The 20,614-nt window shown below is 69.2% G+C and carries 22 protein-coding genes; 15 read left to right on the top strand and 7 right to left on the bottom strand.

Annotation, left to right across the window (positions count from 1 at the left end):
• Window positions 1–3 precede the first annotated feature (3 nt).
• From QYL93_RS01790 to QYL93_RS01780, 3 genes are read right to left on the bottom strand one after another with little or no spacing between them, the layout of a single operon-like run.
• Entirely contained in the window at window positions 4–645 is a 642-nt protein-coding gene (locus QYL93_RS01790) for a DUF2306 domain-containing protein (RefSeq protein ID WP_305742042.1), read from the bottom strand.
• A gap of 60 nt (window positions 646–705) precedes the next feature.
• Window positions 706–2,103 (bottom strand): cell wall metabolism sensor histidine kinase WalK, encoded by a 1,398-nt coding sequence (locus tag QYL93_RS01785; protein WP_305742041.1) that lies wholly within the window; start codon window positions 2,101–2,103, stop codon window positions 706–708.
• Window positions 2,100–2,759 (bottom strand): response regulator, encoded by a 660-nt coding sequence (locus QYL93_RS01780; protein WP_305742040.1) that lies wholly within the window; start codon window positions 2,757–2,759, stop codon window positions 2,100–2,102. Before QYL93_RS01780 ends, QYL93_RS01785 begins: the two co-directional genes overlap by 4 nt.
• 220 nt (window positions 2,760–2,979) lie before the next feature.
• Here QYL93_RS01780 and QYL93_RS01775 point away from each other — a divergent pair, with 220 nt between their 5' ends.
• Complete coding sequence (locus QYL93_RS01775) at window positions 2,980–3,753, top strand: MipA/OmpV family protein (RefSeq protein WP_305742039.1); 774 nt, start codon at window positions 2,980–2,982, stop codon at window positions 3,751–3,753.
• Window positions 3,754–3,763: 10 nt separating this feature from the next.
• On the opposite strand, the gene QYL93_RS01770 is transcribed toward QYL93_RS01775, so the two are convergent.
• Window positions 3,764–4,402 (bottom strand): YitT family protein, encoded by a 639-nt coding sequence (locus QYL93_RS01770; protein ID WP_057202508.1) that lies wholly within the window; start codon window positions 4,400–4,402, stop codon window positions 3,764–3,766.
• Between the two features lie 192 nt (window positions 4,403–4,594).
• On the opposite strand from QYL93_RS01770, the gene QYL93_RS01765 reads away from it, so the two are divergent.
• A complete protein-coding gene (locus tag QYL93_RS01765; protein ID WP_305742038.1) occupies window positions 4,595–6,262 on the top strand; it encodes a SulP family inorganic anion transporter in 1,668 nt (555 codons plus the stop codon).
• 6 nt (window positions 6,263–6,268) lie between these two features.
• Here the strand turns inward: QYL93_RS01765 and QYL93_RS01760 are convergent, their stop codons facing one another.
• On the bottom strand, window positions 6,269–6,781 hold the full coding sequence (locus tag QYL93_RS01760; RefSeq protein ID WP_305742037.1) for an outer membrane protein assembly factor BamE: 513 nt from the start codon (window positions 6,779–6,781) through the stop codon (window positions 6,269–6,271).
• Between the two features lie 42 nt (window positions 6,782–6,823).
• On the opposite strand from QYL93_RS01760, the gene QYL93_RS01755 reads away from it, so the two are divergent.
• The 8 genes from QYL93_RS01755 to bioF all read left to right on the top strand — a co-directional run bounded on the left by QYL93_RS01755 (window position 6,824) and on the right by bioF (window position 13,884).
• A complete protein-coding gene (locus QYL93_RS01755) occupies window positions 6,824–7,030 on the top strand; it encodes a DUF3460 family protein (protein WP_007861239.1) in 207 nt (68 codons plus the stop codon).
• Between the two features lie 75 nt (window positions 7,031–7,105).
• Window positions 7,106–7,948, top strand: a complete 843-nt coding sequence (locus QYL93_RS01750; protein ID WP_305742036.1) for a ScpA family protein — start codon at window positions 7,106–7,108, stop codon at window positions 7,946–7,948.
• Between the two features lie 69 nt (window positions 7,949–8,017).
• The gene (gene nadB, locus QYL93_RS01745) at window positions 8,018–9,607 is read left to right on the top strand and encodes an L-aspartate oxidase (protein WP_305742035.1); all 1,590 of its coding nucleotides are present in this window, start codon (window positions 8,018–8,020) and stop codon (window positions 9,605–9,607) included.
• A 6-nt stretch (window positions 9,608–9,613) separates the two neighbouring features.
• Window positions 9,614–10,252, top strand: a complete 639-nt coding sequence (gene queE, locus QYL93_RS01740; protein ID WP_305742034.1) for a 7-carboxy-7-deazaguanine synthase — start codon at window positions 9,614–9,616, stop codon at window positions 10,250–10,252.
• Window positions 10,253–10,272: 20 nt separating this feature from the next.
• Window positions 10,273–10,647 carry a 6-carboxytetrahydropterin synthase gene (locus QYL93_RS01735; RefSeq protein WP_305742033.1) on the top strand — a complete coding sequence of 125 codons (375 nt, stop codon included), beginning with the start codon at window positions 10,273–10,275 and terminating at the stop codon, window positions 10,645–10,647.
• Window positions 10,647–11,993: an adenosylmethionine--8-amino-7-oxononanoate transaminase gene (gene bioA, locus QYL93_RS01730; protein ID WP_305742032.1), complete on the top strand. Its 1,347-nt coding sequence runs from the start codon at window positions 10,647–10,649 to the stop codon at window positions 11,991–11,993. Before QYL93_RS01735 ends, bioA begins: the two co-directional genes overlap by 1 nt.
• Entirely contained in the window at window positions 11,993–12,664 is a 672-nt protein-coding gene (gene bioD, locus QYL93_RS01725; RefSeq protein WP_305742031.1) for a dethiobiotin synthase, read from the top strand. The genes bioA and bioD overlap by 1 nt, the downstream gene beginning before the upstream one ends.
• Entirely contained in the window at window positions 12,661–13,884 is a 1,224-nt protein-coding gene (gene bioF / locus QYL93_RS01720) for an 8-amino-7-oxononanoate synthase (protein WP_305742030.1), read from the top strand. Before bioD ends, bioF begins: the two co-directional genes overlap by 4 nt.
• Window positions 13,885–13,923: 39 nt before the next feature.
• On the opposite strand, the gene QYL93_RS01715 is transcribed toward bioF, so the two are convergent.
• On the bottom strand, window positions 13,924–14,679 hold the full coding sequence (locus QYL93_RS01715) for a carbonic anhydrase (RefSeq protein WP_305742029.1): 756 nt from the start codon (window positions 14,677–14,679) through the stop codon (window positions 13,924–13,926).
• Between the two features lie 304 nt (window positions 14,680–14,983).
• Here QYL93_RS01715 and QYL93_RS01710 point away from each other — a divergent pair, with 304 nt between their 5' ends.
• From QYL93_RS01710 to QYL93_RS01690, 5 genes are all read left to right on the top strand, one after another.
• Window positions 14,984–15,598, top strand: coding sequence for a response regulator transcription factor (locus tag QYL93_RS01710; protein WP_305742028.1), 615 nt, complete (start codon window positions 14,984–14,986; stop codon window positions 15,596–15,598).
• Window positions 15,599–17,365, top strand: coding sequence for a hybrid sensor histidine kinase/response regulator (locus tag QYL93_RS01705; RefSeq protein ID WP_305742027.1), 1,767 nt, complete (start codon window positions 15,599–15,601; stop codon window positions 17,363–17,365).
• Between the two features lie 117 nt (window positions 17,366–17,482).
• The gene (locus QYL93_RS01700) at window positions 17,483–17,878 is read left to right on the top strand and encodes an MAPEG family protein (RefSeq protein WP_305742026.1); all 396 of its coding nucleotides are present in this window, start codon (window positions 17,483–17,485) and stop codon (window positions 17,876–17,878) included.
• A complete protein-coding gene (locus tag QYL93_RS01695) occupies window positions 17,866–18,798 on the top strand; it encodes an alpha/beta fold hydrolase (RefSeq protein ID WP_305742025.1) in 933 nt (310 codons plus the stop codon). Before QYL93_RS01700 ends, QYL93_RS01695 begins: the two co-directional genes overlap by 13 nt.
• An 89-nt stretch (window positions 18,799–18,887) precedes the next feature.
• Window positions 18,888–19,247, top strand: coding sequence for a 5-carboxymethyl-2-hydroxymuconate Delta-isomerase (locus QYL93_RS01690; RefSeq protein ID WP_057201879.1), 360 nt, complete (start codon window positions 18,888–18,890; stop codon window positions 19,245–19,247).
• Window positions 19,248–19,434: 187 nt separating this feature from the next.
• Here QYL93_RS01690 and QYL93_RS01685 read toward each other — a convergent pair whose 3' ends face one another.
• Window positions 19,435–20,493: a porin gene (locus QYL93_RS01685; protein WP_305742024.1), complete on the bottom strand. Its 1,059-nt coding sequence runs from the start codon at window positions 20,491–20,493 to the stop codon at window positions 19,435–19,437.
• Window positions 20,494–20,614: the final 121 nt, after the last annotated feature.

Here is a 20,614-nt window from a genome sequence, read left to right as displayed (position 1 = left end):
GTCTTACTGGAACTGCAGCGCCTGCGGACGCTGCGTTGGGCCCTTGCGCCGCAGGTACCACTCGGCCACGAGCGCATTGGGCACCCAGCACAGCCAGGCGATGAAGGGGTAGGACAGCTGTTCGTCGATGCCCACGGCCATGCTGGCGCCCAGGTAGATGCGCAGCGTGATGGCGGCGCCCGTGAGCGCAAAGCTGCGCAGCATCCAGCGCCGGTGCTCGGCAAAGCGCCGCTGCAGGGCACGCGCCAGGCCCATGCCGGTCGTCGCGATCCACGCCAGGCCCAGCGCGAAGAAGCCGGCGGCCGCCACCGCTCCCGTCATGGCATTCACGGCCAGCGGTAGCGACGACAGCCAGGCCACGGCAATCGACAGCACATAGGCGCGCCCCACCCAGCGGTGCAGCGCTGGAAACCGCGCACGCCAGGCCGGCACGAACTGCAGCGGCCCGAGCACCAGCGCCAGCGAGGCGCTGACGGCATGCACGACGAAAGGCCGGGGCGACAATGCGAGGCTGGGCAGGTCCAAAGAGAAGGGCATGCCGGGCAGCGCATAGCGCAGCGAAAAGATGCCGATGGCCAGGGCGGACAGCGACAACAGGCCCCAGGACCAGGCCAGGGCGGAAGAGGAAAAGAAGCGTGCTTTCATCGCAGGAACCTTGAGAGGATGGGAGTCCATCCACTCTAGGAAGCGCGACTAAGGCCAGGATTAGCGCTCACTCAGAGCGCAATGAGGAAGGTGCACCCGTGCCACCAGACCCGCCCCCCCATCGTCCCGCGCGCGCAGCTCCACCCGCAGCCCATGGCGCAGCGCAGCGGCCCGGGTGATGGCCAGGCCCAGGCCGCTACCGTCGGCTGCGGCGCCGGGCACGCGGAAGAAGCGGTCAAACACCCGCTCCAGCAGCTCGGGCGGGATGCCCGGCCCGGTGTCGATGATGTCCACCACCGGGCCACCCGCGAGCGGATGCAGGCGCACCTCGACACTGCCACCCTCGGGGCTATAGCGCAGCGCGTTGTCCAGCAGGTTGTCGAACACGCTGCGCAGATCGCTCGCATGGGCCTGCACCACCACCTGCGCACCGCCGTCAAACCCCACGTCGATCCGGCGCTGGTCGGCCAGCGGCATCAACTGGCCCACGCTCTCGCGCAGCAGGGCCGTGATGTCCAGCAGGGCGGGCGGCAGCGATGGCGCCGGTGCGTCCTGGCGAGACAGGCGCAGCAACTGGCCGACCAGGTGCTGCGCGCGCCGCATGCCGGCACCGAGTTGCGCGAACTGCTGCTGCGCCTCGCCAGGGGGCAGCAGGGGTCGCAGGTTCTCCATCTGCAGCGCCATGGCGGCCATGGGGGTGCGCAGCTCGTGCGCGGCATCCTGCACGAAGCGGCGCTGGGCGGCAAAGGCCTCGTCCAGGCGCGCGAGCAGGGCATTGAACGAGCCGACCAGCGGCACGATTTCCTCGGGCACGCGACCCATGGGGATGGCGCCCAGGCTGCGGTCGTCGCGCCGCGCCACCTCGTCGGCCACCGCGCGCAGCGAGCGCGACGCACGGCCCACCACCATCCAGAGCGTGAACAGCAGCGCCGGCACCAGTAGGGCCAGCGGCAGCAGCACGTAGAGGGTTCGCCCCACCACCTCCTCCTGCAGGAACTGTTCGCTCTGCAGCACCTGCACCCGGTGCAGGCCGGACCCGGACGGGGGCTCGGAATACACGCGCCAGCCGTACTTCCAGGCGGTGCCCTCGCGCACCAGGGAATGGCCCGCAGCGGGCTGCAGGGGTACGGTGGCTTCGGGGCTGGACGTTGCCAGCAGACGCCCATCGGCGGACCACACCTGCACGACGAGGGCGCCCCAAAGAAATATGCTCTGCTCGCTCAGCAGCGGCAGGGTTGGCGGCATCTCGCCCGCGCTGCCCGGCGCATGGGAGCGGGCGAGCACCTCCATCTGGTTCTTCATGAAGGTGTTCAGCAGGTAGCCATAGCTGGCGTAGAACGCCCACCCCGCCACCAAGGCGCCACCCAGCACCCACGGCGCCAGCCACAGCACTATCTGCCCACGCAGCGACCGGGGGCGAAACCAGCGCGACCCGGCCTCAGGCACCGGGCCCGTCATGGCGCCGCCACCCGCCAGCCCAGGCCGCGCACGTTGCGGATGGCATCGGGCCCGAGCTTGCGGCGCATGCCGTGGATGAGCACGTCCACGGCGTTGCTGCTGACCTCCTCGCCCCAGCCGTAGATGCGGTTTTCGAGCTGCTCGCGCGAGAGGATGGCGCCGGGCCGCTCGAGCAGCGCGTGCAGTAGCGCGAATTCGCGGGCGGTAAGGGCACCGCGCACGCCGCCCTGCAGCACCTCGCGCGTGGCCAGGTCCAATTGCACCGCCCCGTTGCCCACCAAGGACTGGGCCGCACCACTGCGCCGGCGCACCACGGCGCGCATGCGTGCCAGCAGCTCGCTCATCTCGAAGGGCTTGAGCAGGTAGTCGTCGGCCCCGGTGTCCAGCCCGAGCACGCGGTCCTCGAGCCCGTCGCGCGCCGTGAGCACCACAACCGGCGTGAGGTCGCCGCGCGCCCGCGCGCGGCGCAGCACCTCGGTGCCGTCCAGCCCCGGCAGGCCCAGGTCCAGCAGCACGCAGCTGTAGTCGCCATAGGCCAGGGCGCTGTGGGCCAAGTCGCCATTGCGCACCCAGTCCACCGACCAGCCCGCGCCCTTGAGGGCGTGCGTGAGGCCGCGCCCGATCATGTCGTCGTCTTCCACCAGCAATGCGCGCAACGGGGTTCTCCTTGGAAACAGGGGGCCAGGCACAGCGTAATGCGCAATTCTTAGCCGGCCATGAGCAGCGCCCGCCCTGGCTGACCATAGGGCTAACGGCGGGCTAAGAAAGCCTTCCTACAGTCCACCGGCCAGCCGCAGCAAAGCTACCACCGCTGCGGCCCCCTGTCCACGCAGGTCCCCTGCCCCGAATCCCTTTCTTCTTGTGGAAATTGAGACCATGACGCTTCGCCTCCCGCATTCCCTCATCCGCCCCCTGGCGACACTGGCCGCCACGCTGCCCCTGCTGGTGCCCGCCAGCATTCAGGCCCAGGAGGCAGGCGCCGCCTCCTGGGGCCTGGGCCTGGCCGTGGCCGCCGACCGCAAGCCCTACCGCGACTTCGACGACAAGCTGCAGCCGCTGCCCCTGCTGACCTATGAAAACCGCTGGATCCACATTGCCGGCCCGGGCGTGGACGTCAAGCTGCCCTCGCTGGGCCCGGTGGGCCTGCGGCTGCGCTCGCGCTTCGGCTTCGACGGCTACGAGGCCGATGATTCGCCCTGGCTCGCCGGCATGCGCGAGCGCAAGGGCAGCCTCTGGCTGGGCGCGGCAGCGACCTGGGACACCGCCCCGGTGCAGCTGTCGGCCGAGCTGCTGGCCGATGCCTCGGGCCACAGCAAGGGCCGCCAGTTCACGCTCAAAGCGGAGCGCCGCTTCCAACTGGGCGCCTGGGACATCACGCCGCGCCTGGCGCTGCAGCAGCAGGACCGCAAGACCGTGGGCTACTACTACGGCGTCGAGGGTACAGAGGCCCGACTGGGCCGCCCGGCCTATAAAGGCAGCTCGGCCTTGAACCTGCAGGCCGGCGTGCGTGTGGGCTACACCCTGGCACCGCGCCAGTGGGTGTTCGTGGACGTGGGCAGCACGCGCCTGGGCAGTGCCATCAGGAACAGCCCGCTGGTCGACAAGTCCAGCCAGCCGGCGGTAGTGGCGGGCTACCTGTGCCGGTTCTGACCCAAGGGGCTCAGTGCCCCACGTAGCGCCCGGGCCGGTGGCTGATCCACAGGAAACCGCTCATCACCAGCACCGCCAGCACCGAGTACGCCACCCGGTCGACGGGCACGATGAACAGCGCCAGCAGCACCACCGCGCAGTCGATGCCCATCTGCACCTTGCCGGCTCGGATGCCGTAGCGGTCCTGCATGTACAGCGAAAGCACCGTGGCGCCGCCCAGGCTGGAGCGGTGCCGCGCCAGGAACAGGCAGCCCGTCCCTAGCAGCAGGCCACCGAGCAGCGAGGCGAACAGCGGGTTGAGGTAGTCCACATGCATGACATGAGGGAACAGCTCGGTCAGCCCCGACAGCAGCGCCACCGAGACAAAGGTCTTGATGGTGAACTCGCGCCCCATGCGCGTCCAGGCGAACCAGTAGAACGGCAGGTTGACCAGGAAGAACAGCTTGCCGAACGAAACGCCAGTGACGTAGTGCAGCAAAAAGGCGATGCCCGCCGTGCCGCCCACCAGCAGGCCCGCCTGGTTGAACAGCATGAGCGCCATCGCCACGAACAAGGTGCCGGCGAAGATGGCCTGGGCGTCCTCATAGGTGCCATGGCGCAACGACGGGGGGGTGTCGGTTTCGGTGGTCGGGGCGGGGGTGTCAGGCATGGTCGGTTCGTCAGGATACAGCGGCAACCCACCGTGGGGCATGCATTTGTACAAGCAAGCACTGCGCCAGAAGGGTCGCGCAAGCTCCGGCACAGGACATGCTTGCATTCTCGGCGCACCCCACACCCGTCTGGCCCAGCGACCCATGGCTGCGCTCACCGGCCTGGGGAATACACTGGAACCCACCGCCCCATGCAGCTGTCCTTCGCCTTCCACCCCCGGCTGATCGATGCCCTGAGCGGCTACAACCGCAGCCGCTGCCTGGCCGATGTAGGCGCGGGCATCACCGTGGGCATCGTGGCCCTGCCCCTGGCCATGGCGTTTGCCATTGCCAGCGGCCTGCCACCGGGGGCGGGGCTGTGGACGGCCATCATCGCCGGCTTCCTGATCTCGACCCTGGGCGGCACCAATGCGCAGATCGGCGGGCCGGCAGGGGCCTTCATCGTCATCGTCTACGGCATCGTCGAGCGCTATGGCGTGGCCAACCTGCTGATTTCCACCGCCTGCGCCGGGGTTTTGCTGGTGCTGCTGGGCCTGTTCCGCCTGGGCACGCTGGTGCGCTTCGTTCCGGTGAGCATCGTCATCGGCTTCACCAACGGCATTGCCGTGCTGATCGCGCTGTCGCAGGTCAAGGACTGGCTGGGCCTGTCCATCGCGCGCATGCCGGGCAACTTCTTCTCGCAGGTGGGCACGGTGGCGCAGCACATCGGCAGCTTCAACCCCTATGCCTTCGGCCTGGGCGCCGTGTGCCTGGTGGGGCTGTTCGTCTGGCCGCGCCTGTTCATGAGCGGCTCGCCGGTGATCAAACTCATGGACGGCTACCGGGTGCGCAGCTTTGCACGGGTGCCGGCCCCTGTCGTGGCACTGGTCACGCTGAGCCTGCTGGCCTGGGGCCTGGAATTACCGGTGGAGACCATAGGCTCGCGCTTTGGCGGCATTCCGCAGGGCCTGCCGGCCTTCGCGCTACCCGACTTCTCATGGGAGACCGTGCGCCTGCTGGTCACGCCCACGCTCACCATCGCCCTGCTGGGCGCCATCGAGTCGCTGCTGTGTGCCCGGGTGGCCGACCAGCTGGCCACCGACCCCCACCACCGCAAGCACGACCCCAACCAGGAACTCATGGCCCAGGGCCTGGCCAACCTGGTCGTACCCTTCTTCGGTGGCATGCCGGCCACCGGCACCATTGCGCGCACGGTGACCAACATCCGCTCGGGCGCCTCCTCCCCCGTCGCAGGCATCGTGCACGCGCTGACGCTGGCGGTGATCGTGCTGGCTGCAGCGCCGCTGGCACTGCACATTCCACTGGCGGTGCTGGCGGGCATCCTGCTGTTCGTGGCCTGGAACATGGGCGAGTGGCACGAGTTCGTGCGCCTGCGCCACTTCAGCAACCACTACCGGCTGCTGATGCTGGGCACCTTTTTCCTCACGGTGGTGTTCGACCTGACGGTGGCGGTGGAGGTGGGCCTGTTCATGGCCTGCGCACTGTTCGTGCGGCGCATGAGCCGGCTGTTCCGGGTGGAGCTGCAGCCCGAGGCTTCGGGGCCCCCGGCTGGCGGGCACCCCCGCATGACCTGGCGCCTGCATGGCGCGCTGTTCTTTGGCGCAGCCGGCAAGATCGACCCTATCGTGCAGGCGGTGGAGACCGGCCCTGCGGGCGTGGACGTGGTGCTCGATGCCAGCGAACTCGTGGCCCTGGACACCACGGGCCTGGATGCCCTCACGCAAATCCTCAAGGCAGTGGCCCAGCGCGGTGGGCGCCTGTACCTTGTGCATCTGCACGAGCAGCCGCGCTCGCTGATGGAGCGCTCTGGCTTTGCCGACCGCCTGGCCGCCCAGGGCGGCACGGGCGTGAACGTGTAAGCGCCGTTATTTGCCGCCCTTGAACTCCGGGGCATCCAGGTCGGGCCCGGTCTCGGTGCGCAGCACCTGGGCGCCCGGCCCCTGGACCACGGTGAACACCTGCGGCTCGTTGCGCGCGTTGGCAAAGCGCCACTGCACATGGGTTTCACCCTTGAGCGGGTAGGGCACCACCTTGGCCGCCTTGCCCAGCAGGCGGCGCACGGCATCCATGCCCATGCCGGGCTGCACCTGGGCGAAGTTCTCGGGCGTGAGCACCTGGCGCACGGCGATCAGCTTGCCGTCGGGCCCGATGGCGATCATGTAGTTGACCTGGCCGGCGGGCTGGCGGTTGTACTCGAAGGTGCGGCTGCCGTCGGCCTCGTTCCAGGTGTTCTCGGGCACACCGAAGCGGTCGCGCACGTCCGCCTCGGTGGACACGCCGGGCTGCAGTTCGCTGATGCGCTGGGGGTCGCAGCCGGCGGCGGCGAGCAGCGCCAGGGTGGTGATGGCGGCTGCTGCGGCACGAAAAAATGGGGGCATGGGGTCATCCCGGTAAAATCAAGGAAAAGAGGTTACCAGTCCATGTCCATTTTCCGCCGCCCCGATTACCAATCCGACACCACGCAGTTCATCAACCAGCTCAAGGCGAGCCGGCCCGAACTGGACGCCCAGCAGGTGGCAGGCCGCGCCCTGCTGTGGGACAAGCAGGTGGACCGCAAGATCTGGGGCGAGTACCGCGAAGGCCAGGTCGAGCAAAAGCCCTACGTCTACCAGACCAACGCGGACTGAGCGAGTTATCGGCATGAAAATGGCATCCAGCGCTTTCCTGAAAAGCGTTTGAAGCTCTCTATTTCATAGCAATTGATGAGCAGCGCCAGCGAAGCCAACGCGGCCCGCCAGGACCACGGCATGCCCGACGTGGTGGACCAGGTCGCCCTGGCGCGCCTGTATGGCGAGCCGCTGTTCGCGTTGCCCACCGATCTGTACATCCCGCCGGATGCGCTCGAGGTCTTCCTCGAAGCCTTCGAAGGGCCGCTGGATTTGCTGCTGTACCTGATCAGAAAGCAGAACTTCAACATCCTCGATATCCCCATGGTGGGGGTCACCAAGCAGTACCTGGCTTATGTGGACGAGATCCGCAGCCGCAACCTGGAACTGGCCGCCGAGTACCTGCTGATGGCGGCGATGCTGATCGAGATCAAGTCGCGCATGCTGCTGCCGCCCAAGAAGCAGGCCGAGGGCGAGGAGCCCGTCGACCCCCGGGCCGAGCTGGTGCGCCGCCTGCTCGAATACGAGCAGATGAAGATGGCCGGCATGCGCCTGTCGCAGCTGCCGCAGTATGGGCGCGACTTCCTCAAGGCCCAGGTCTATATCGAGCAAAGCCTGCAGCCGCGCTTTCCCGACGTGCACGTGGTGGAGCTGCAGGAGGCCTGGCGCGACATCATGAAGCGCGCCAAGCTGGTGCAGCACCACAAGATCACGCGCGAGGAACTCTCGGTGCGCGAGTACATGAGCATGGTGCTCAAGACGCTGCAGGGCCGCCGCTTCGTGGAGTTCGAGGAGCTGTTCGAGCCCGAGAGGGGCAGCACCGTGCTGGTGGTGACCTTCATCGCCCTCTTGGAACTGGCCAAAGAGACGCTGATCGAGATCACCCAGGCCGAGGCGTTTGCGCCCATCTACGTGCGCCTGGCGTACACGCCCGCCTGATCACCGCCGCCTGATTTCTGGCCATGGCGGGCGGCCATGGTCCCACCACCTCTCCATTCCCAGCAAGCCATGGCATCTCACGACTTCGACGTTCTCATCGTAGGCAGCGGCCTCGCCGGGCTTTCGGCCGCGCTGCACCTGGCGCCCACGCACCGCGTGGCGGTGATAACCAAGCGCCAGCTGCACGACGGTGCCAGCGCCTGGGCCCAGGGCGGCATTGCCGCCGTTCTGGCCGATGGGGACAGCTTTGGCGCGCATGTGGAAGACACCCTGGTGGCCGGGGCCGGCCTGTGCGACCTGGCCGCCACCCGCTTCGTGGTGGAGAACGCGCCCGATGCGATTGCCTGGCTGCAGCAACTGGGCGTGCCCTTTTCGCTGGAAGACGGCGCCTTGCACCTCACGCGCGAGGGCGGCCACAGTGCGCGGCGCATCGTGCATTCCACCGACGCCACCGGTGCGGCCGTGCAGCGCACGCTGATCGACGTGGTGCGCGCCACGCCGGGCATCACGCTGTTCGAGCAGCACACGCTGGTGGACCTGATCACGGCACGCAAGCTGGGTGCCAAGGGGGCCGACCGGTGCCTGGGCCTGTACGCGCTGGACGAAGCCACCGACGAGGTCATCACCTTCCGCGCGCCGCAGACCATCCTGGCCACGGGCGGGGCCGGCAAGGTCTACCTGTACACCACCAACCCCGACACGGCCACGGGCGATGGCGTCGCGGCCGCCTGGCGCGCGGGCTGCCGCGTGGCGAACCTGGAGTTCATCCAGTTCCACCCGACCTGCCTGTACCACCCGCACGCCAAGTCGTTTCTGATCACCGAGGCCGTGCGCGGCGAGGGTGGCCTGCTCAAGCTGCCTGCATCGGCCGGCGGCACGCGCTTCATGCCGCAGCACGACGAGCGCGCCGAACTGGCGCCGCGCGACGTGGTGGCCCGCGCCATCGACTACGAGATGAAGAAGCGCGGCCTCGATTGCGTGCATCTCGATATCTCGCACCAGAGCCCGGCGTTTTTGCAGGAGCATTTCCCCAACATCCTCGCGCGCTGTGCAGAACTGGGCATCGACATCACCAAGGAGCCCATCCCCGTGGTGCCGGCCGCCCACTACACCTGCGGCGGCGTGCTCACGGATCTTTCGGGCCGCACCGACCTGCCGGGCCTGTTCGCCATCGGCGAGACGGCCTGCACGGGCCTGCACGGCGCCAACCGGCTGGCCAGCAACTCGCTGGTGGAGTGCATGGTGTTCGCGCGCGCGGCCGCCCAGGCCATCGCCGCAGCACCGGCCGTGGAGTTGCCCGAGCTGCCCCAGTGGGACGACAGCCGCGTGACCGATGCCGACGAATGCGTGGTCATCTCGCACAACTGGGACGAGCTGCGCCGCTTCATGTGGGACTACGTGGGCATCGTGCGCACCAACAAGCGGCTCGAACGCGCGGCCCACCGCATCGCGCTGCTGCAGGGCGAGATCCACGAGTTCTACTCGCACTTCCACGTCACGCGCGACCTGCTGGAGCTGCGCAACCTGGTGCAGGTGGCCGAGCTCATCGTGCGCAGTGCGCAGATGCGCCGCGAGAGCCGGGGCCTGCATTTCAGCCGCGACTACCCCGAGCTGGCCGCCCCGGCCGCGCCCACCATCCTCGTGCCCCCAGTGGCCTGACAAGGTATGACCTACAGCGTCAAGGAAATTTTCTACACCCTGCAGGGCGAAGGCGGGCAGGCAGGCATGCCCGCCGTGTTCTGCCGCTTTGCCGGCTGCAACCTCTGGAGTGGCCGCGAGGCCGACCGCGCCGGCGCCATCTGCCGCTTTTGCGACACCGATTTCGTGGGCACCGACGGCACCCTGGGTGGCAAGTTCGCCACGGCCGATGCCCTGGCCGAGCGCATTGCGGCCCAGTGGCCGGCCCACGATACCGATCACCGCCTGGTGGTGCTCACGGGTGGCGAGCCGCTGCTGCAGGTGGATGCGGCCCTGATCGACGCCCTGCACGCACGGCAGTTCCGCATTGCCGTGGAGACCAATGGCACGGTGGCCGCGCCGCCGGGCATCGACTGGCTGTGCGTGAGCCCCAAGGCTGGCGCGCCCTGGGTGCAGCAGCAGGGCCAGGAGCTCAAGCTCGTCTGGCCCCAGGCCGGCATGGACCTGGCAGCCATCGCCGCCACCGGGCAGTTCGCCCACCGATTTTTGCAGCCCATGGACGGGCTTGACCAGGCCGCCCACATCGCCCTGTGCATCGCCACCTGCATGGAGCAGCCCACCTGGCGGCTGAGCCTGCAGACCCACAAGATCAGCGGCATCCGATAGCCCATCGCGCTTTTTCACCCATGCAGTTCACCATTTCCCAGCGCTTCTTCTTCGATGCGGCCCACACCCTGCGCCGCGAGATCGAAGCCGAAGGCAGCCGCCGCATCCACGGCCACACCTACCACGCCGAGGTCTCGCTCAGAGGCCCGCGCGATCCCGCCACCGGCATGGTGCTGGACCTGGGCCTGCTGCGCCGGGGACTGGAGGTGGTGCGCGAGCAGCTCGACCACCACATGCTCGACGAGGTGCCCGGGCTGGGCATTCCCACGCTCGAAAACCTGTGCCTCTTCATTGTGCAGGCACTGCCTGCCGAACTGCGCCCGCTCGTGAGCCGCGTGCGCGTGTGGCGCGAGGCGCTGGGTGATAGCTGCGCGCTCGACTTCACGCTGCAGTGATGGCGTTCACCACCGCACCCAAGACGGCCAGGGAAGACCTGGTCGCCCGCAGCCTGGCCCATGTCTGGCACCCCTGCACGCAGATGAAGCGGCACGAGGCACAGCCGCCCGTGGCCATTGCCCGCGCGCAAGGCCCCTGGCTTTACGGCACCGATGGCCGGCGCTACCTCGATGGCATCAGCTCCTGGTGGGTCAACCTGTTCGGCCACAGCCACCCGCACATCAAGGCCGCCCTCGCCGACCAGATGGAGCGGCTGGACCATGTGATGCTGGCCGGCTTCACGCACGCGCCGGTGGTCGAGCTGTCGGAGCGCCTCTCTGCACTCACCGGCCTGGGCCACGCCTTCTTTGGCAGCGATGGCGCAGCCGCCACCGAGATCGCGCTCAAGATGAGCGCCCACTACTGGCGCAACACGGGCCGCCCGGCCAAGAGCCGCTTCGTAGGCCTGGCCGGCGGCTACCACGGCGAGACCGTGGGGGCATTGGCGGTGACCGACATTGCGCTGTTCCGCGAGGCCTATGCCCCGCTGGTGCGCCTGGCCGCCACCGTGCCCAGCCCCGATGCACGCAATGCCGCGCCCGGCGAGACGCCCGAGGGCGTGGCCCGGCGCAGTGCCGCCGCGCTCGAGGCCTGGCTGGCCGAGCACCATGCCGACACCGCCGCGTTGATCGTGGAGCCTCTGGTGCAGTGCGCCGCCGGCATGGCCATGCACGACCCGGAGTACCTGCGCCTGGCGCGCGCGCTGTGCGACCGCTACGAGGTGCACCTTGTGGTGGACGAGATCGCCACGGGCTTTGGCCGCACGGGCAGCATGTTCGGGCACCAGCAGGCGGGCATGCGGCCCGACTTCATTTGCCTGTCCAAGGGCCTCACGGGTGGCACCCTGCCGCTGTCGGCGGTGCTGACCACGGACACGGTTTACCAGGCCTTCTATGCCGACGACGTGGCGCGCGGCTTTTTGCATTCGCACTCGTACACCGGCAACCCGCTGGCCTGCCGTGCGGCCCTGGCCACGCTGGAGCTGTTCGATCAGTTGGATACGCTCAAGGCCAATGGGGTGCTGGCGCAGCGCATCGACGCGGCTTGCGCACCCCTCACCCAGCACCCGCGCGTGCGCCATGCGCGCCGCCTGGGCATGGTCTGGGCCTGGGACATCGACACCATCCTGCCCGACTTTTCACGCCGCTACCACCAGCACGCCATGGCGCGGGGGCTGGTGCTGCGCCCCATCGGCAACACGCTGTATGCCATGCCACCCTATGTGCTCGACGGCGAGGCGGTTGACTGCCTGGCCAGCGGCGCGCTCGACGCGCTGAACGCCACCCTGCAAGAGGAAACCTGTTGATGATTGGATGCTTTGTGACCGGCACCGATACCGGCGTGGGCAAGACGCTGGTGTCCGCCGGCCTGCTGCATGCACTGGCAAGGCACCACCACCGCGTGGTCGGCATGAAGCCGGTGGCGGCCGGCGTCGTACCCTGGGGCGGCGACTGGGCCAGCGAAGACGCCATCGCGCTGCGCGCGGCGTCCACTGTGGCCGTGCCCGCGGCGCTGGACAACCCGGTGCTGCTGCCCGACCCGCTCTCGCCCCACATCGCGGCGGCCCGCGCCGGTGTGCAGATCGACATCGCCGCCATCGAGCACTGCTACAACGCCCTGGCTGCCCAGGCCGATGCGGTGGTGGTGGAGGGCGCGGGCGGCTTTCACGTGCCGCTGTCGGACACCGCGACCGGTGCCGACCTGGCCCAGGCCCTGGCCCTGCCCGTGGTGCTGGTGGTGGGCCTGCGCCTGGGCTGCCTGAACCATGCACTGCTGACGGCCGAGGCGATCCGCGCGCGCGGCCTCACGCTGGCCGGCTGGGTGGCCAACCAGGTAGACCCCGCGATGCAAGCCGTGGATGAGAACAAGGCCTACCTGGGTGCGCGCCTGGGAGCTCCCCTGCTCGCCGACGTACCGTACCAGACCTTGCCAGAAGCGCGCGGCCTGGTCTTCGAACTGCCTGCCCACTGGCTATGACGCCCCCTTTCACCCCCTCTTCCCCACCCTCCTGGCTCGACGAGATTCCGGCACGCCTGGCCGACATCGAGCGCGCCCATCTGCTGCGCCGCCGCCGCGTGGTGCAGCCCGCAGGCGGCGCCCACCTGCTGGTGGACGGGCAGCCCATGCTGGCCTTCTGCAGCAACGACTACCTGGGTCTGGCCAGCCACCCGGCGCTGGCCGCAGCTGCGCGCGAGGCCACGCACACCTTTGGCGTGGGCTCGGGCGGCTCGCCCCTGGTCAGCGGGCACAGCGCCGCCAACGCGGCGCTGGAGCATGAGCTGGCCGCCTTCGTGCAACTGCCCCGGGCCCTGTACTTCTACGCCGGCTATGCCACCAACACGGGCATCATCCCGGCGCTGGTGGGCGAAGGCGATGCGCTGTTCTCGGACGCGCTCAACCACGCCTGCCTGATCGACGGCGCGCGCCTGTCACGTGCCACCATCCACCGCTACCCGCACGCCGACCTGGTAGCGCTGGAGGCGGCCCTGGCCGCCAGCACAGCGCGGCGCAAACTCGTGGTCAGCGATGCCGTGTTCAGCATGGACGGCGACCTCATCGACATACCGGCGCTGCTCGCACTGTGCGAAGGTTTCGATGCCCTGCTGCTGCTCGACGATGCCCATGGCTTTGGCGTGCTGGGGCCACAGGGGCGCGGCAGCCTCGCCGAGGCAGGCCTCACAGGTGCCACCGCATCGCGCCGGGTGCTCTACATGGCCACGCTGGGCAAGGCCGCCGGCGTCGCAGGCGCCTTCGTGGCAGGGGATGCAGCGCTCATCGAATGGCTGCTGCAAAAGACGCGCACCTACATTTTCGCTACCGCCGCCCCACCGCTGCTGGCCAGTGCACTGAGCAAGAGCCTCGCGCTGATCGCGGCTGCGGATGACCGGCGCCAGCAGCTTGACGCCCGGATCGCACAACTGCGCGCCGGGCTGGCAGCCCTGCCTGATGCACTGGGCTGGCGCCTGCTGCCATCGCACACCGCCGTGCAGGCGCTGGTGATCGGCAGCAACGAGGCCGCGCTGGCAGTGATGGAGAGCCTGCGGGCAGAGGGCCTGTGGGTCCCCGCGATCCGGCCTCCGACGGTGCCGGAGGGGACGGCGCGGTTGCGCATTGCGCTGTCTGCGGTGCACACCGCAGACGATGTCGATCAGTTGCTGCGTGCACTACACCGGCACGCAGCGCACGCGCCTGCCTGAGCCCGTGCAGCCAACGGCTGCACGGGCCTGCCTGTCAGATCAGGTGCTTTCCTTGACCACGCGGCCATGCAGCGGCTGCAGGGGGCGTGCGTTGGCGTTGTAGACCTTGCGGAAGGCCTTGATCTGCTGCGCGCTGAGCTTGACAGGCTCCTTGAGCACCATCCACTGCACGCCTTCGGAGCAGGGTGGCGTGGTCAGCGAGCCTTCGAAGCTGTAGTAGCCGCGCTTTTCCGGCAGCAGGGCGGCGGGGTGCAGCGCCAGGCCATCGACCGTGACCTGCTCGCCCACACGCGGCAGGTGCGCGAAGATCGGTTCCCAGGCCTGGTTCTTCTTGCCCGGCTGGATCAGCACGGCCACCACGCCCAGGCCGCCGTCTTCGGCCTTGTGCACGAAGTGGGCGACCATGGCGGCGCGCTTGCCGCCCACGGCCTCCTCGCTGGGGGTATGGAAGTGGAACTGCAGCAGCTCCAGCGCCCGGCCGCCCACCACCAGCTTGCTGCCGGCGGGCATGTTGACCTGCACCGTGTGGCCGTTGTTGACCAGCGTGGGGGCACCGGATGCGTACTGGAAGTCGAGCGCTGGCAGCGCCTCCTTCACCGTCTTGCGGATGTCGACAGGGCTCTGGGCCGTGCCGCGTGCGCAGGCCTCGAAGCCCTCTTCCAGCGCGCCCCAATGGGCGGCGCCATGCTTGCCCTTGTACTCCCAATGCGCGTGCGGGCCCTGGGCATTCGCCAGGGAGGCACACAGCGCCAGGCAGGCAAAGGTCACGCGTCGGATCAATTTCTGGTGTGTCATGGTTATATTGAAGACGAGAGTGGTAAATACCGCTGCTGCCCCAAGCAAAAAACATGCGCGCACGCGCATCCGGCATCGTTCAGGGGCGGCGGGGCAGGCAGTCGGACCAAGTGGGTCAACAACGCAAAGAGGCGTGCGCAGCCAGCCTGGGGACCACCCCAGACTGCCGCGATTCTGTACAGCAATGCCCGGTTTGCGGCCCCTGGAGGCGAGAGCCCCTTGGCCCATGTCAACCATACGCCAGCGCTCCGGCCCACACGCCCCCGGTGCCATCCCGGCGCCGGCTTGCCACACAATCCGCACCATGCCCCAACTCCTGCTGGTGGACGACCACCCCCTGTTCTGCGTCGGCTTTGCCCATGCGCTGGCCCATGCCTGGCCGGGCGCGCGCGTGGACACGGCCTGCACGCTGGAGGAAGGTCTGCGGGCTGCCGCCGGCCAGCCGGGGCTGGACATCGTGCTGCTCGACCAGCGCCTAGGGGCCCACACGGGGCTGCAGGGCCTGGCGCTTTTTGCCCGGCAGTTCCCCCTGGTGGCCCGGGTGCTGATCTCGGGGGATGAAGACCCGGCCCTGCAGGCGGCGGCGCGTGGCGCGGGCGCCAGCGGCTTTCTCGGCAAGTCGCAGTCCGTGCAGGCCATGGCAGCTGCCCTGGGCGCCATCGCGGCAGGTGGCATGGCATTCGACGCGCCGCCTGCGGCAGCGCCAGGCGACTTGCCGAGCGACCTGGCAGGCCCCACGGCCCGGCAGATGGAAGTGCTGCTGCTGGTGGCCCAGGGCCAGCCCAACAAGCGCATCGCCCAGGTACTGGGCATCGCCGAGCGCACCGTCAAGCTGCACGTCACGGCACTGCTCGGTGCGCTGCAGGCGCGCAACCGCACGCACCTTGTGGTGGCGGCGCGCGAAAAAGGGCTGCTGTAGATGGCAGCGACGCCCGGCGCCCCGCCCGACGCACAGGCCCTGGACACCCTGCACCGGGGAGCGCCCCTGTCAGCAGTGGTGGGGGTGGTGGAGGCCTTCTTCCTGAGCGTGCTGTTCTGGCGCGAGGTGCCGGCCACCGCCATCGCCCTGTGGCTGGCGGCGTTTGCAGCCGTGCGCTGCCTGCGCATCGGCCTGGGCATGGCGTATCGCCGCTCGGCCGGTACACGCAGTGCCCGCCCCGCAATCTGGGCACGCTGGGTGGTGGTGAGCGCCCTGGCGCAGGCCCTGGCCTGGGGCGTCGGAAGTTGGGTGCTGTGGGCGCCTGCCAACCTGGTGGCCGAGATGGCCCTGCACATCGGCCTGGCCGCCGTGGTGCTGGGCAGCGTGGCCCACCTGGCACACCACCTGCCCGCACTGGGCGCCTATGCGGTCGGCGTGTTCGGCCCGCTGGCCGCGCGCGACCTGCTGGTGGGAGAACCGCTGCACACCCTGCTGGCGCTGGCGTCGGTGCTGATGGCGCTGTACGTCTGGCACGCAGGCCGGGCCCAGGCGCGCGCCATCGCGCAGGCCGCCGCCCAGCAGCGCGAACGGCAGGAGCTGATTGCCGCGCTGCAGCGCGAGAACCAGGCCACGCGGCTGGCGCGCCAGGAGGCCGAGGCGGCCCACGCCTCCAAGGCGCAGTTCCTTGCCGCCGTGGGCCATGACCTGCGCCAGCCGCTCAATGCCATGCAGTTGCTGGCGTACACGCTGCAGCAGCCCGCATCGAGCGAGCGGGTGGACTACCTCGCGGCCACCCTCATGGAATGCGCCGAGAGCATGGGCTCGCTGGTGGAAGGGCTGCTGGAGCTGTCGCGGCTGGACGCCCGCTCCATCACGCCCCGCCCCACGCGCTTTGCGCTGCAGGCACTGTTCGACGAAATGGCGGGCACCTTCGGCGTGCAGGCCCAGGCCAAGGGCCTGGCGTTCACGGTGGAGCCCACCACCGCCCATGTGGAGGGCGACCGCGCGCTGCTGGCGCGCGTGCTGTCCAACCTGGTCGCCAACGCCATCCGCTATACGCCGGCAGGCTTTGTGCGGCTGGGCGGCCGCGAGCAGGGCGCCATGGTGGAGGTCTGTGTGCACGACTCGGGCGTTGGCATCGATGCCGCCGAGCTGCCGCGCATCTTTGACGAGCACTACCAAATCGGCCATCCAGAGCGCGACCGCAGCCAGGGGTTGGGCCTGGGGCTGGCAACCGCCCGGCGCCTGTGCGACTTGCTGGGGCTGGAACTCAGCGTGCAATCGCAACCGGGCCAGGGCAGCCGCTTTGCGCTGTGCCTGCCGCTGGCCGCCCCGGAGCCCGTTGCGGCGGGCGCCGCCGTCACCACCATGGGGGATGAAAAGGCGACTGCGCAACCAGGGCCACCGGCGCAGCGGGTGCTTGTGCTGGAAGACGATGCCGGCTCGCGCCGCGCGCTGACCGAGGTCTTGCAGGGATGGGGCTGCGAAGTCATCGCGGCGGCCAGTCTGCAGGAGGCGATGCAACCACAGCACGCACGGCCCGATGCCCTGGTGGTGGACTGGCACCTGCCGCACGGCGTACAAGGCCCCGAGGCGGTCGCGGCCCTGCGCAGCGCCTTCGGCCATGCCGTGCCGGCCCTGCTGGTCACCGCCGAGGCGACACCCGAGCTGCAGGCCCGTGCCGCAGCGGCCGGCCTGCCGCTGCTGCCCAAGCCGATTGCGCCGATGAAACTGCGCGCCTTTCTGCAAAGCCAACCGACCGTGTGAACGCAGCATGGGTGGGCAAAGCAGCCACCCGACCTGCCCTTTGGTGCTATTGGCAGGAGGCCACGGGCTTTCTAAGCTCGGCGGGATTACTTCATCCGGTTCGCGCCCTTCCTGAACATGCTTCCACCTTTCACCATTGCGGCGGCCACGCTGGCCACCCTGGCCCTGCTGCTCACGGCCCTGTCCATGCATGTCTCGCGCCTGCGCATGCGCCACCGCCAGACCTGGGGCGATGGCGGGCACAAGGACTTGGCCGTGGCAGTGCGCACGCACGGCAACACGCTGGAGCAGTCGCTGCTGTTCGGCCTGCTCGTGCTGGCGCTGGCACAGTCAGGCGGCACGGCGGCCACGGCACTGGCAGCCGTCTGCTGCACCTTTGTCCTGGCCCGCATCGTCTACTGCACAGCCGCTTTCGGCCGCCGCCTGCCCTGGCGCCAGGCGGCGCATGCGCTCACGCTGCTGTGCCAGCTGGCGGCCACCCTGCTCCTGGTGCGCGCGGCATGGACCAGCTGACCCCCGCCCTGCAGCGCTGGCACGAGCACGGCCAGTTCGCCACGGTACACGGCCAGCGCCTCTTCGTTGCCGAGGCGGGCCAGGGCAGCACCTTGCTGCTGGTGCATGGCTACCCCACGAGCTCCTACGACTGGCATGGCGTGTGGGACGCCCTGGCAGCACACTACCGCGTGATCGCGCCCGACCTGCTGGGCATGGGCTTTTCGGACAAGCCGGTGGCGCACGCCTACCGCATACAGGACCATGCCGATCTGCTTGATGCCCTGCTCGCGCAACGGGGCGTGCACCGCTGCCACATCGTCGCCCACGACCTGGGGGTGAGCATTGCGCAGGAGATGCTGGCACGCCGGGTGGAGCGGCCAGAGGCGGGGTGCCGCATCGAATCGCTGCTGTTGCTCAACGGCGGCGTGTGCCCTGAAGCGTATGCGCCGCGCCCCATACAGCACCTGCTGTCGTCGCCACTGGGGCGGTGGATAGGCCCGCGCATTCCGCGGCGAGCATTCGAGCGCACGGTGGCAGGCCTGTTCGGCGCGCGCACGCAACCCACGGCCGGGCTGCTCGAAGACTTCTGGGCCCTGCTCAACCACGGCAACGGGCGGCGCATCTCCCACCAGGTGGGGCGCTTCTACATCGAGCGCATGGCCCTGCGCGATCGCCTGGTGGCGCCGCTGGTGGCCGGGGCCGTGCCGGTGCGCCTGATCAACGGCAGCGCCGACCCCAACTCGGGCGCCCACATGGCACAGCGCTACCGCGAGGTGGTACCGCATGCGGACGTGGTGGCGCTCGACGGCATCGGCCACTGGCCGCAGATCGAGGCCCCGATGGCCATGCTGCGGGCGGTGCATGGCTTCGTGCAGTCCAACGACACCCCGGCGCAGGACGCGCAGGCCAACGCCGGCACCACCCCGATAAGCCGATAAACTGGTGGGCCCTGCGCCGCGCACCCCGTGGCGTCTTCGCCCACCGCACCGGCCCTCTGCCGGGTGCACCGATTTTTCGTGGAACCGCCATGCCCCATCTCATCGTCGAGTACTCCGGCAACCTGCCGCACTACCCCGAGGCCGAAGCGCTGACCGCGCTCAATGCCGCGCTGTGCGCCCACCCCCAGGTGCTGGACGAGCTGGACCTCAAGACCCGCTTCGTGGTGGCCGACAGTTTCGAGATCGGCACCGCCCCGGCGCAGCGCGCCTTCGTGCACGCGCAGCTGCGCGTGCTCTCGGGCCGCACGCCCGAGGCCAAGAAGGAGCTGTCGGACCTGATCGCCGGCGTGCTGCGCGAACTCACCCCCAAGCCCCAGGGCGTGCTGGTGCAGCTGAGCGTGGAGATCGTGGACATGGACCGTGGCTCGTACGCCAAGGAAAAGCTATAAAAATCTGCCTGGCAGGCAGTCCCCAATGACAAAGCCGCCCCGGGCATTGCCCTGGGCGGCTTTGTCATTGCTGTAACGCAGGAAAGTCCGTGCTGCGCCCCCCTCGCATCCCCACCAGGTGGAAGGCGCACAGCACGGCCTCAAGGCCAGGGCACCCGCTGCAACAGGTGCCCCTGCCCGTCCACCATCAGAACGTGTGGCGCACGCCGAACTCGTAGCCGGTCACGTCGTTGCCGGCACCGATCGTCGGGCTGCCAAGCGAGGATGAGGACACGGCCAGACCGCGCGTGGCGGCGCCGTCGTTGCTGATGCGCGCCACAGTAGCGTACAGCTGCGTGCGCTTGGACAGGTTGTGGCCATAGCCGAGGGCGAACTTCTGCGAGTCGGCGTTGTTCACGTCCTTGCGCTTGAAGTTGGTATACGACACGCGCAACTCGCCCACGCCCAGCGGCACGGTGGCGCCCAGGCCGAGCATGTCCACGCGGCGGCCGGCGCCGCGCTCGGTGGCGAACAAGGCCATGGGCTTGACCACGCCGAAGCTGTAGGACACGCCCACGTTGCTGGCCTTGTAGTCGACCGAGTTGGCAGTGGCGGCGCCGCCGCGTGTCTCGCCGAAGGCCACGGCCACGTTCAGGGGGCCGTTGGCGTAGCCAGCGCGCAGGGCCAGCGAGTTGCCCATGCGGTCGTTGACCTGGTTGGACAGCTGCTCGCCCAGGGCGTACTGCAGCTGGCCGTAGAAGCCGCCCAGTTCGGGCAGCAGGTAGTTCACGCCGTTGCTGGTGCGCTTGGGGGCGCTGCCTTCGGGCGTGCCAGCAGCCGAGGTGGCGCTGCCGACCAGGTTGGCACCGTTGATGCCGCCCACGCCGGAGTCGCCGAAGGGATCGAAGGTTTCGATGTTCAGGTAGGCGGGCGACTTGTCGCGGCCCAGGCGGACTTCACCGAAGCCGCCGGAAATGCTCACGGTGGAACGGCGGTCGAAGCGGAATCCGGCGGCGGTGCCGTTGTCGGCGGCCAGGCCACCCTCCAACCAGAAGCCGGCCTTCAGGCCACCACCGAGGTCTTCCACGCCGCGAAAGCCCAGGCGGCTGCTGGACTGACCGCCGCTGGACAGACCGGTGACGCTGTTGGTGTTGCTGGACATGTGGACCACCGAGGCGTCGACCACGCCAAAGAGGGTGACGCTGGACTGCGCATGGGCGCCGGCGGCAAGAGTCAGGGCTGCGAGGGCAAGGAGCTTGAGTTTCATGGAGTTCACTTCTTCGAAATGGGCAGATCACCGGGACATGGGCATACCGCAAGGCAGGCGTCTTACCGGTCGGCACCCCATGGTGGGGCGCTGGACTCATTAGAAAAAAGCTGTGTGACAG

The sequence above is a fragment of the Acidovorax sp. A1169 genome (assembly GCF_030704685.1).
Lineage (GTDB): Bacteria > Pseudomonadota > Gammaproteobacteria > Burkholderiales > Burkholderiaceae_C > Acidovorax.
The sequence above is the reverse complement of the archived record's forward strand: the minus strand, read 5'-3'. Positions and strand labels throughout refer to the sequence as shown.

Excerpts from the sequence above, each read along its gene's own strand:
- QYL93_RS01790 (WP_305742042.1), bottom strand. The coding sequence starts at position 645 with ATGAAAGCACGCTTCTTTTCCTCTTCCGCCCTGGCCTGGTCCTGGGGC.
- QYL93_RS01785 (WP_305742041.1), bottom strand. The coding sequence starts at position 2,103 with ATGACGGGCCCGGTGCCTGAGGCCGGGTCGCGCTGGTTTCGCCCCCGG.
- QYL93_RS01775 (WP_305742039.1), top strand. The coding sequence starts at position 2,980 with ATGACGCTTCGCCTCCCGCATTCCCTCATCCGCCCCCTGGCGACACTG.
- QYL93_RS01770 (WP_057202508.1), bottom strand. The coding sequence starts at position 4,402 with ATGCCTGACACCCCCGCCCCGACCACCGAAACCGACACCCCCCCGTCG.
- QYL93_RS01765 (WP_305742038.1), top strand. The coding sequence starts at position 4,595 with ATGCAGCTGTCCTTCGCCTTCCACCCCCGGCTGATCGATGCCCTGAGC.
- QYL93_RS01760 (WP_305742037.1), bottom strand. The coding sequence starts at position 6,781 with ATGCCCCCATTTTTTCGTGCCGCAGCAGCCGCCATCACCACCCTGGCG.
- QYL93_RS01755 (WP_007861239.1), top strand. The coding sequence starts at position 6,824 with ATGTCCATTTTCCGCCGCCCCGATTACCAATCCGACACCACGCAGTTC.
- QYL93_RS01750 (WP_305742036.1), top strand. The coding sequence starts at position 7,106 with ATGAGCAGCGCCAGCGAAGCCAACGCGGCCCGCCAGGACCACGGCATG.
- nadB (WP_305742035.1), top strand. The coding sequence starts at position 8,018 with ATGGCATCTCACGACTTCGACGTTCTCATCGTAGGCAGCGGCCTCGCC.
- queE (WP_305742034.1), top strand. The coding sequence starts at position 9,614 with ATGACCTACAGCGTCAAGGAAATTTTCTACACCCTGCAGGGCGAAGGC.
- QYL93_RS01735 (WP_305742033.1), top strand. The coding sequence starts at position 10,273 with ATGCAGTTCACCATTTCCCAGCGCTTCTTCTTCGATGCGGCCCACACC.
- bioA (WP_305742032.1), top strand. The coding sequence starts at position 10,647 with ATGGCGTTCACCACCGCACCCAAGACGGCCAGGGAAGACCTGGTCGCC.
- bioD (WP_305742031.1), top strand. The coding sequence starts at position 11,993 with ATGATTGGATGCTTTGTGACCGGCACCGATACCGGCGTGGGCAAGACG.
- bioF (WP_305742030.1), top strand. The coding sequence starts at position 12,661 with ATGACGCCCCCTTTCACCCCCTCTTCCCCACCCTCCTGGCTCGACGAG.
- QYL93_RS01715 (WP_305742029.1), bottom strand. The coding sequence starts at position 14,679 with ATGACACACCAGAAATTGATCCGACGCGTGACCTTTGCCTGCCTGGCG.
- QYL93_RS01710 (WP_305742028.1), top strand. The coding sequence starts at position 14,984 with ATGCCCCAACTCCTGCTGGTGGACGACCACCCCCTGTTCTGCGTCGGC.
- QYL93_RS01705 (WP_305742027.1), top strand. The coding sequence starts at position 15,599 with ATGGCAGCGACGCCCGGCGCCCCGCCCGACGCACAGGCCCTGGACACC.
- QYL93_RS01700 (WP_305742026.1), top strand. The coding sequence starts at position 17,483 with ATGCTTCCACCTTTCACCATTGCGGCGGCCACGCTGGCCACCCTGGCC.
- QYL93_RS01695 (WP_305742025.1), top strand. The coding sequence starts at position 17,866 with ATGGACCAGCTGACCCCCGCCCTGCAGCGCTGGCACGAGCACGGCCAG.
- QYL93_RS01690 (WP_057201879.1), top strand. The coding sequence starts at position 18,888 with ATGCCCCATCTCATCGTCGAGTACTCCGGCAACCTGCCGCACTACCCC.
- QYL93_RS01685 (WP_305742024.1), bottom strand. The coding sequence starts at position 20,493 with ATGAAACTCAAGCTCCTTGCCCTCGCAGCCCTGACTCTTGCCGCCGGC.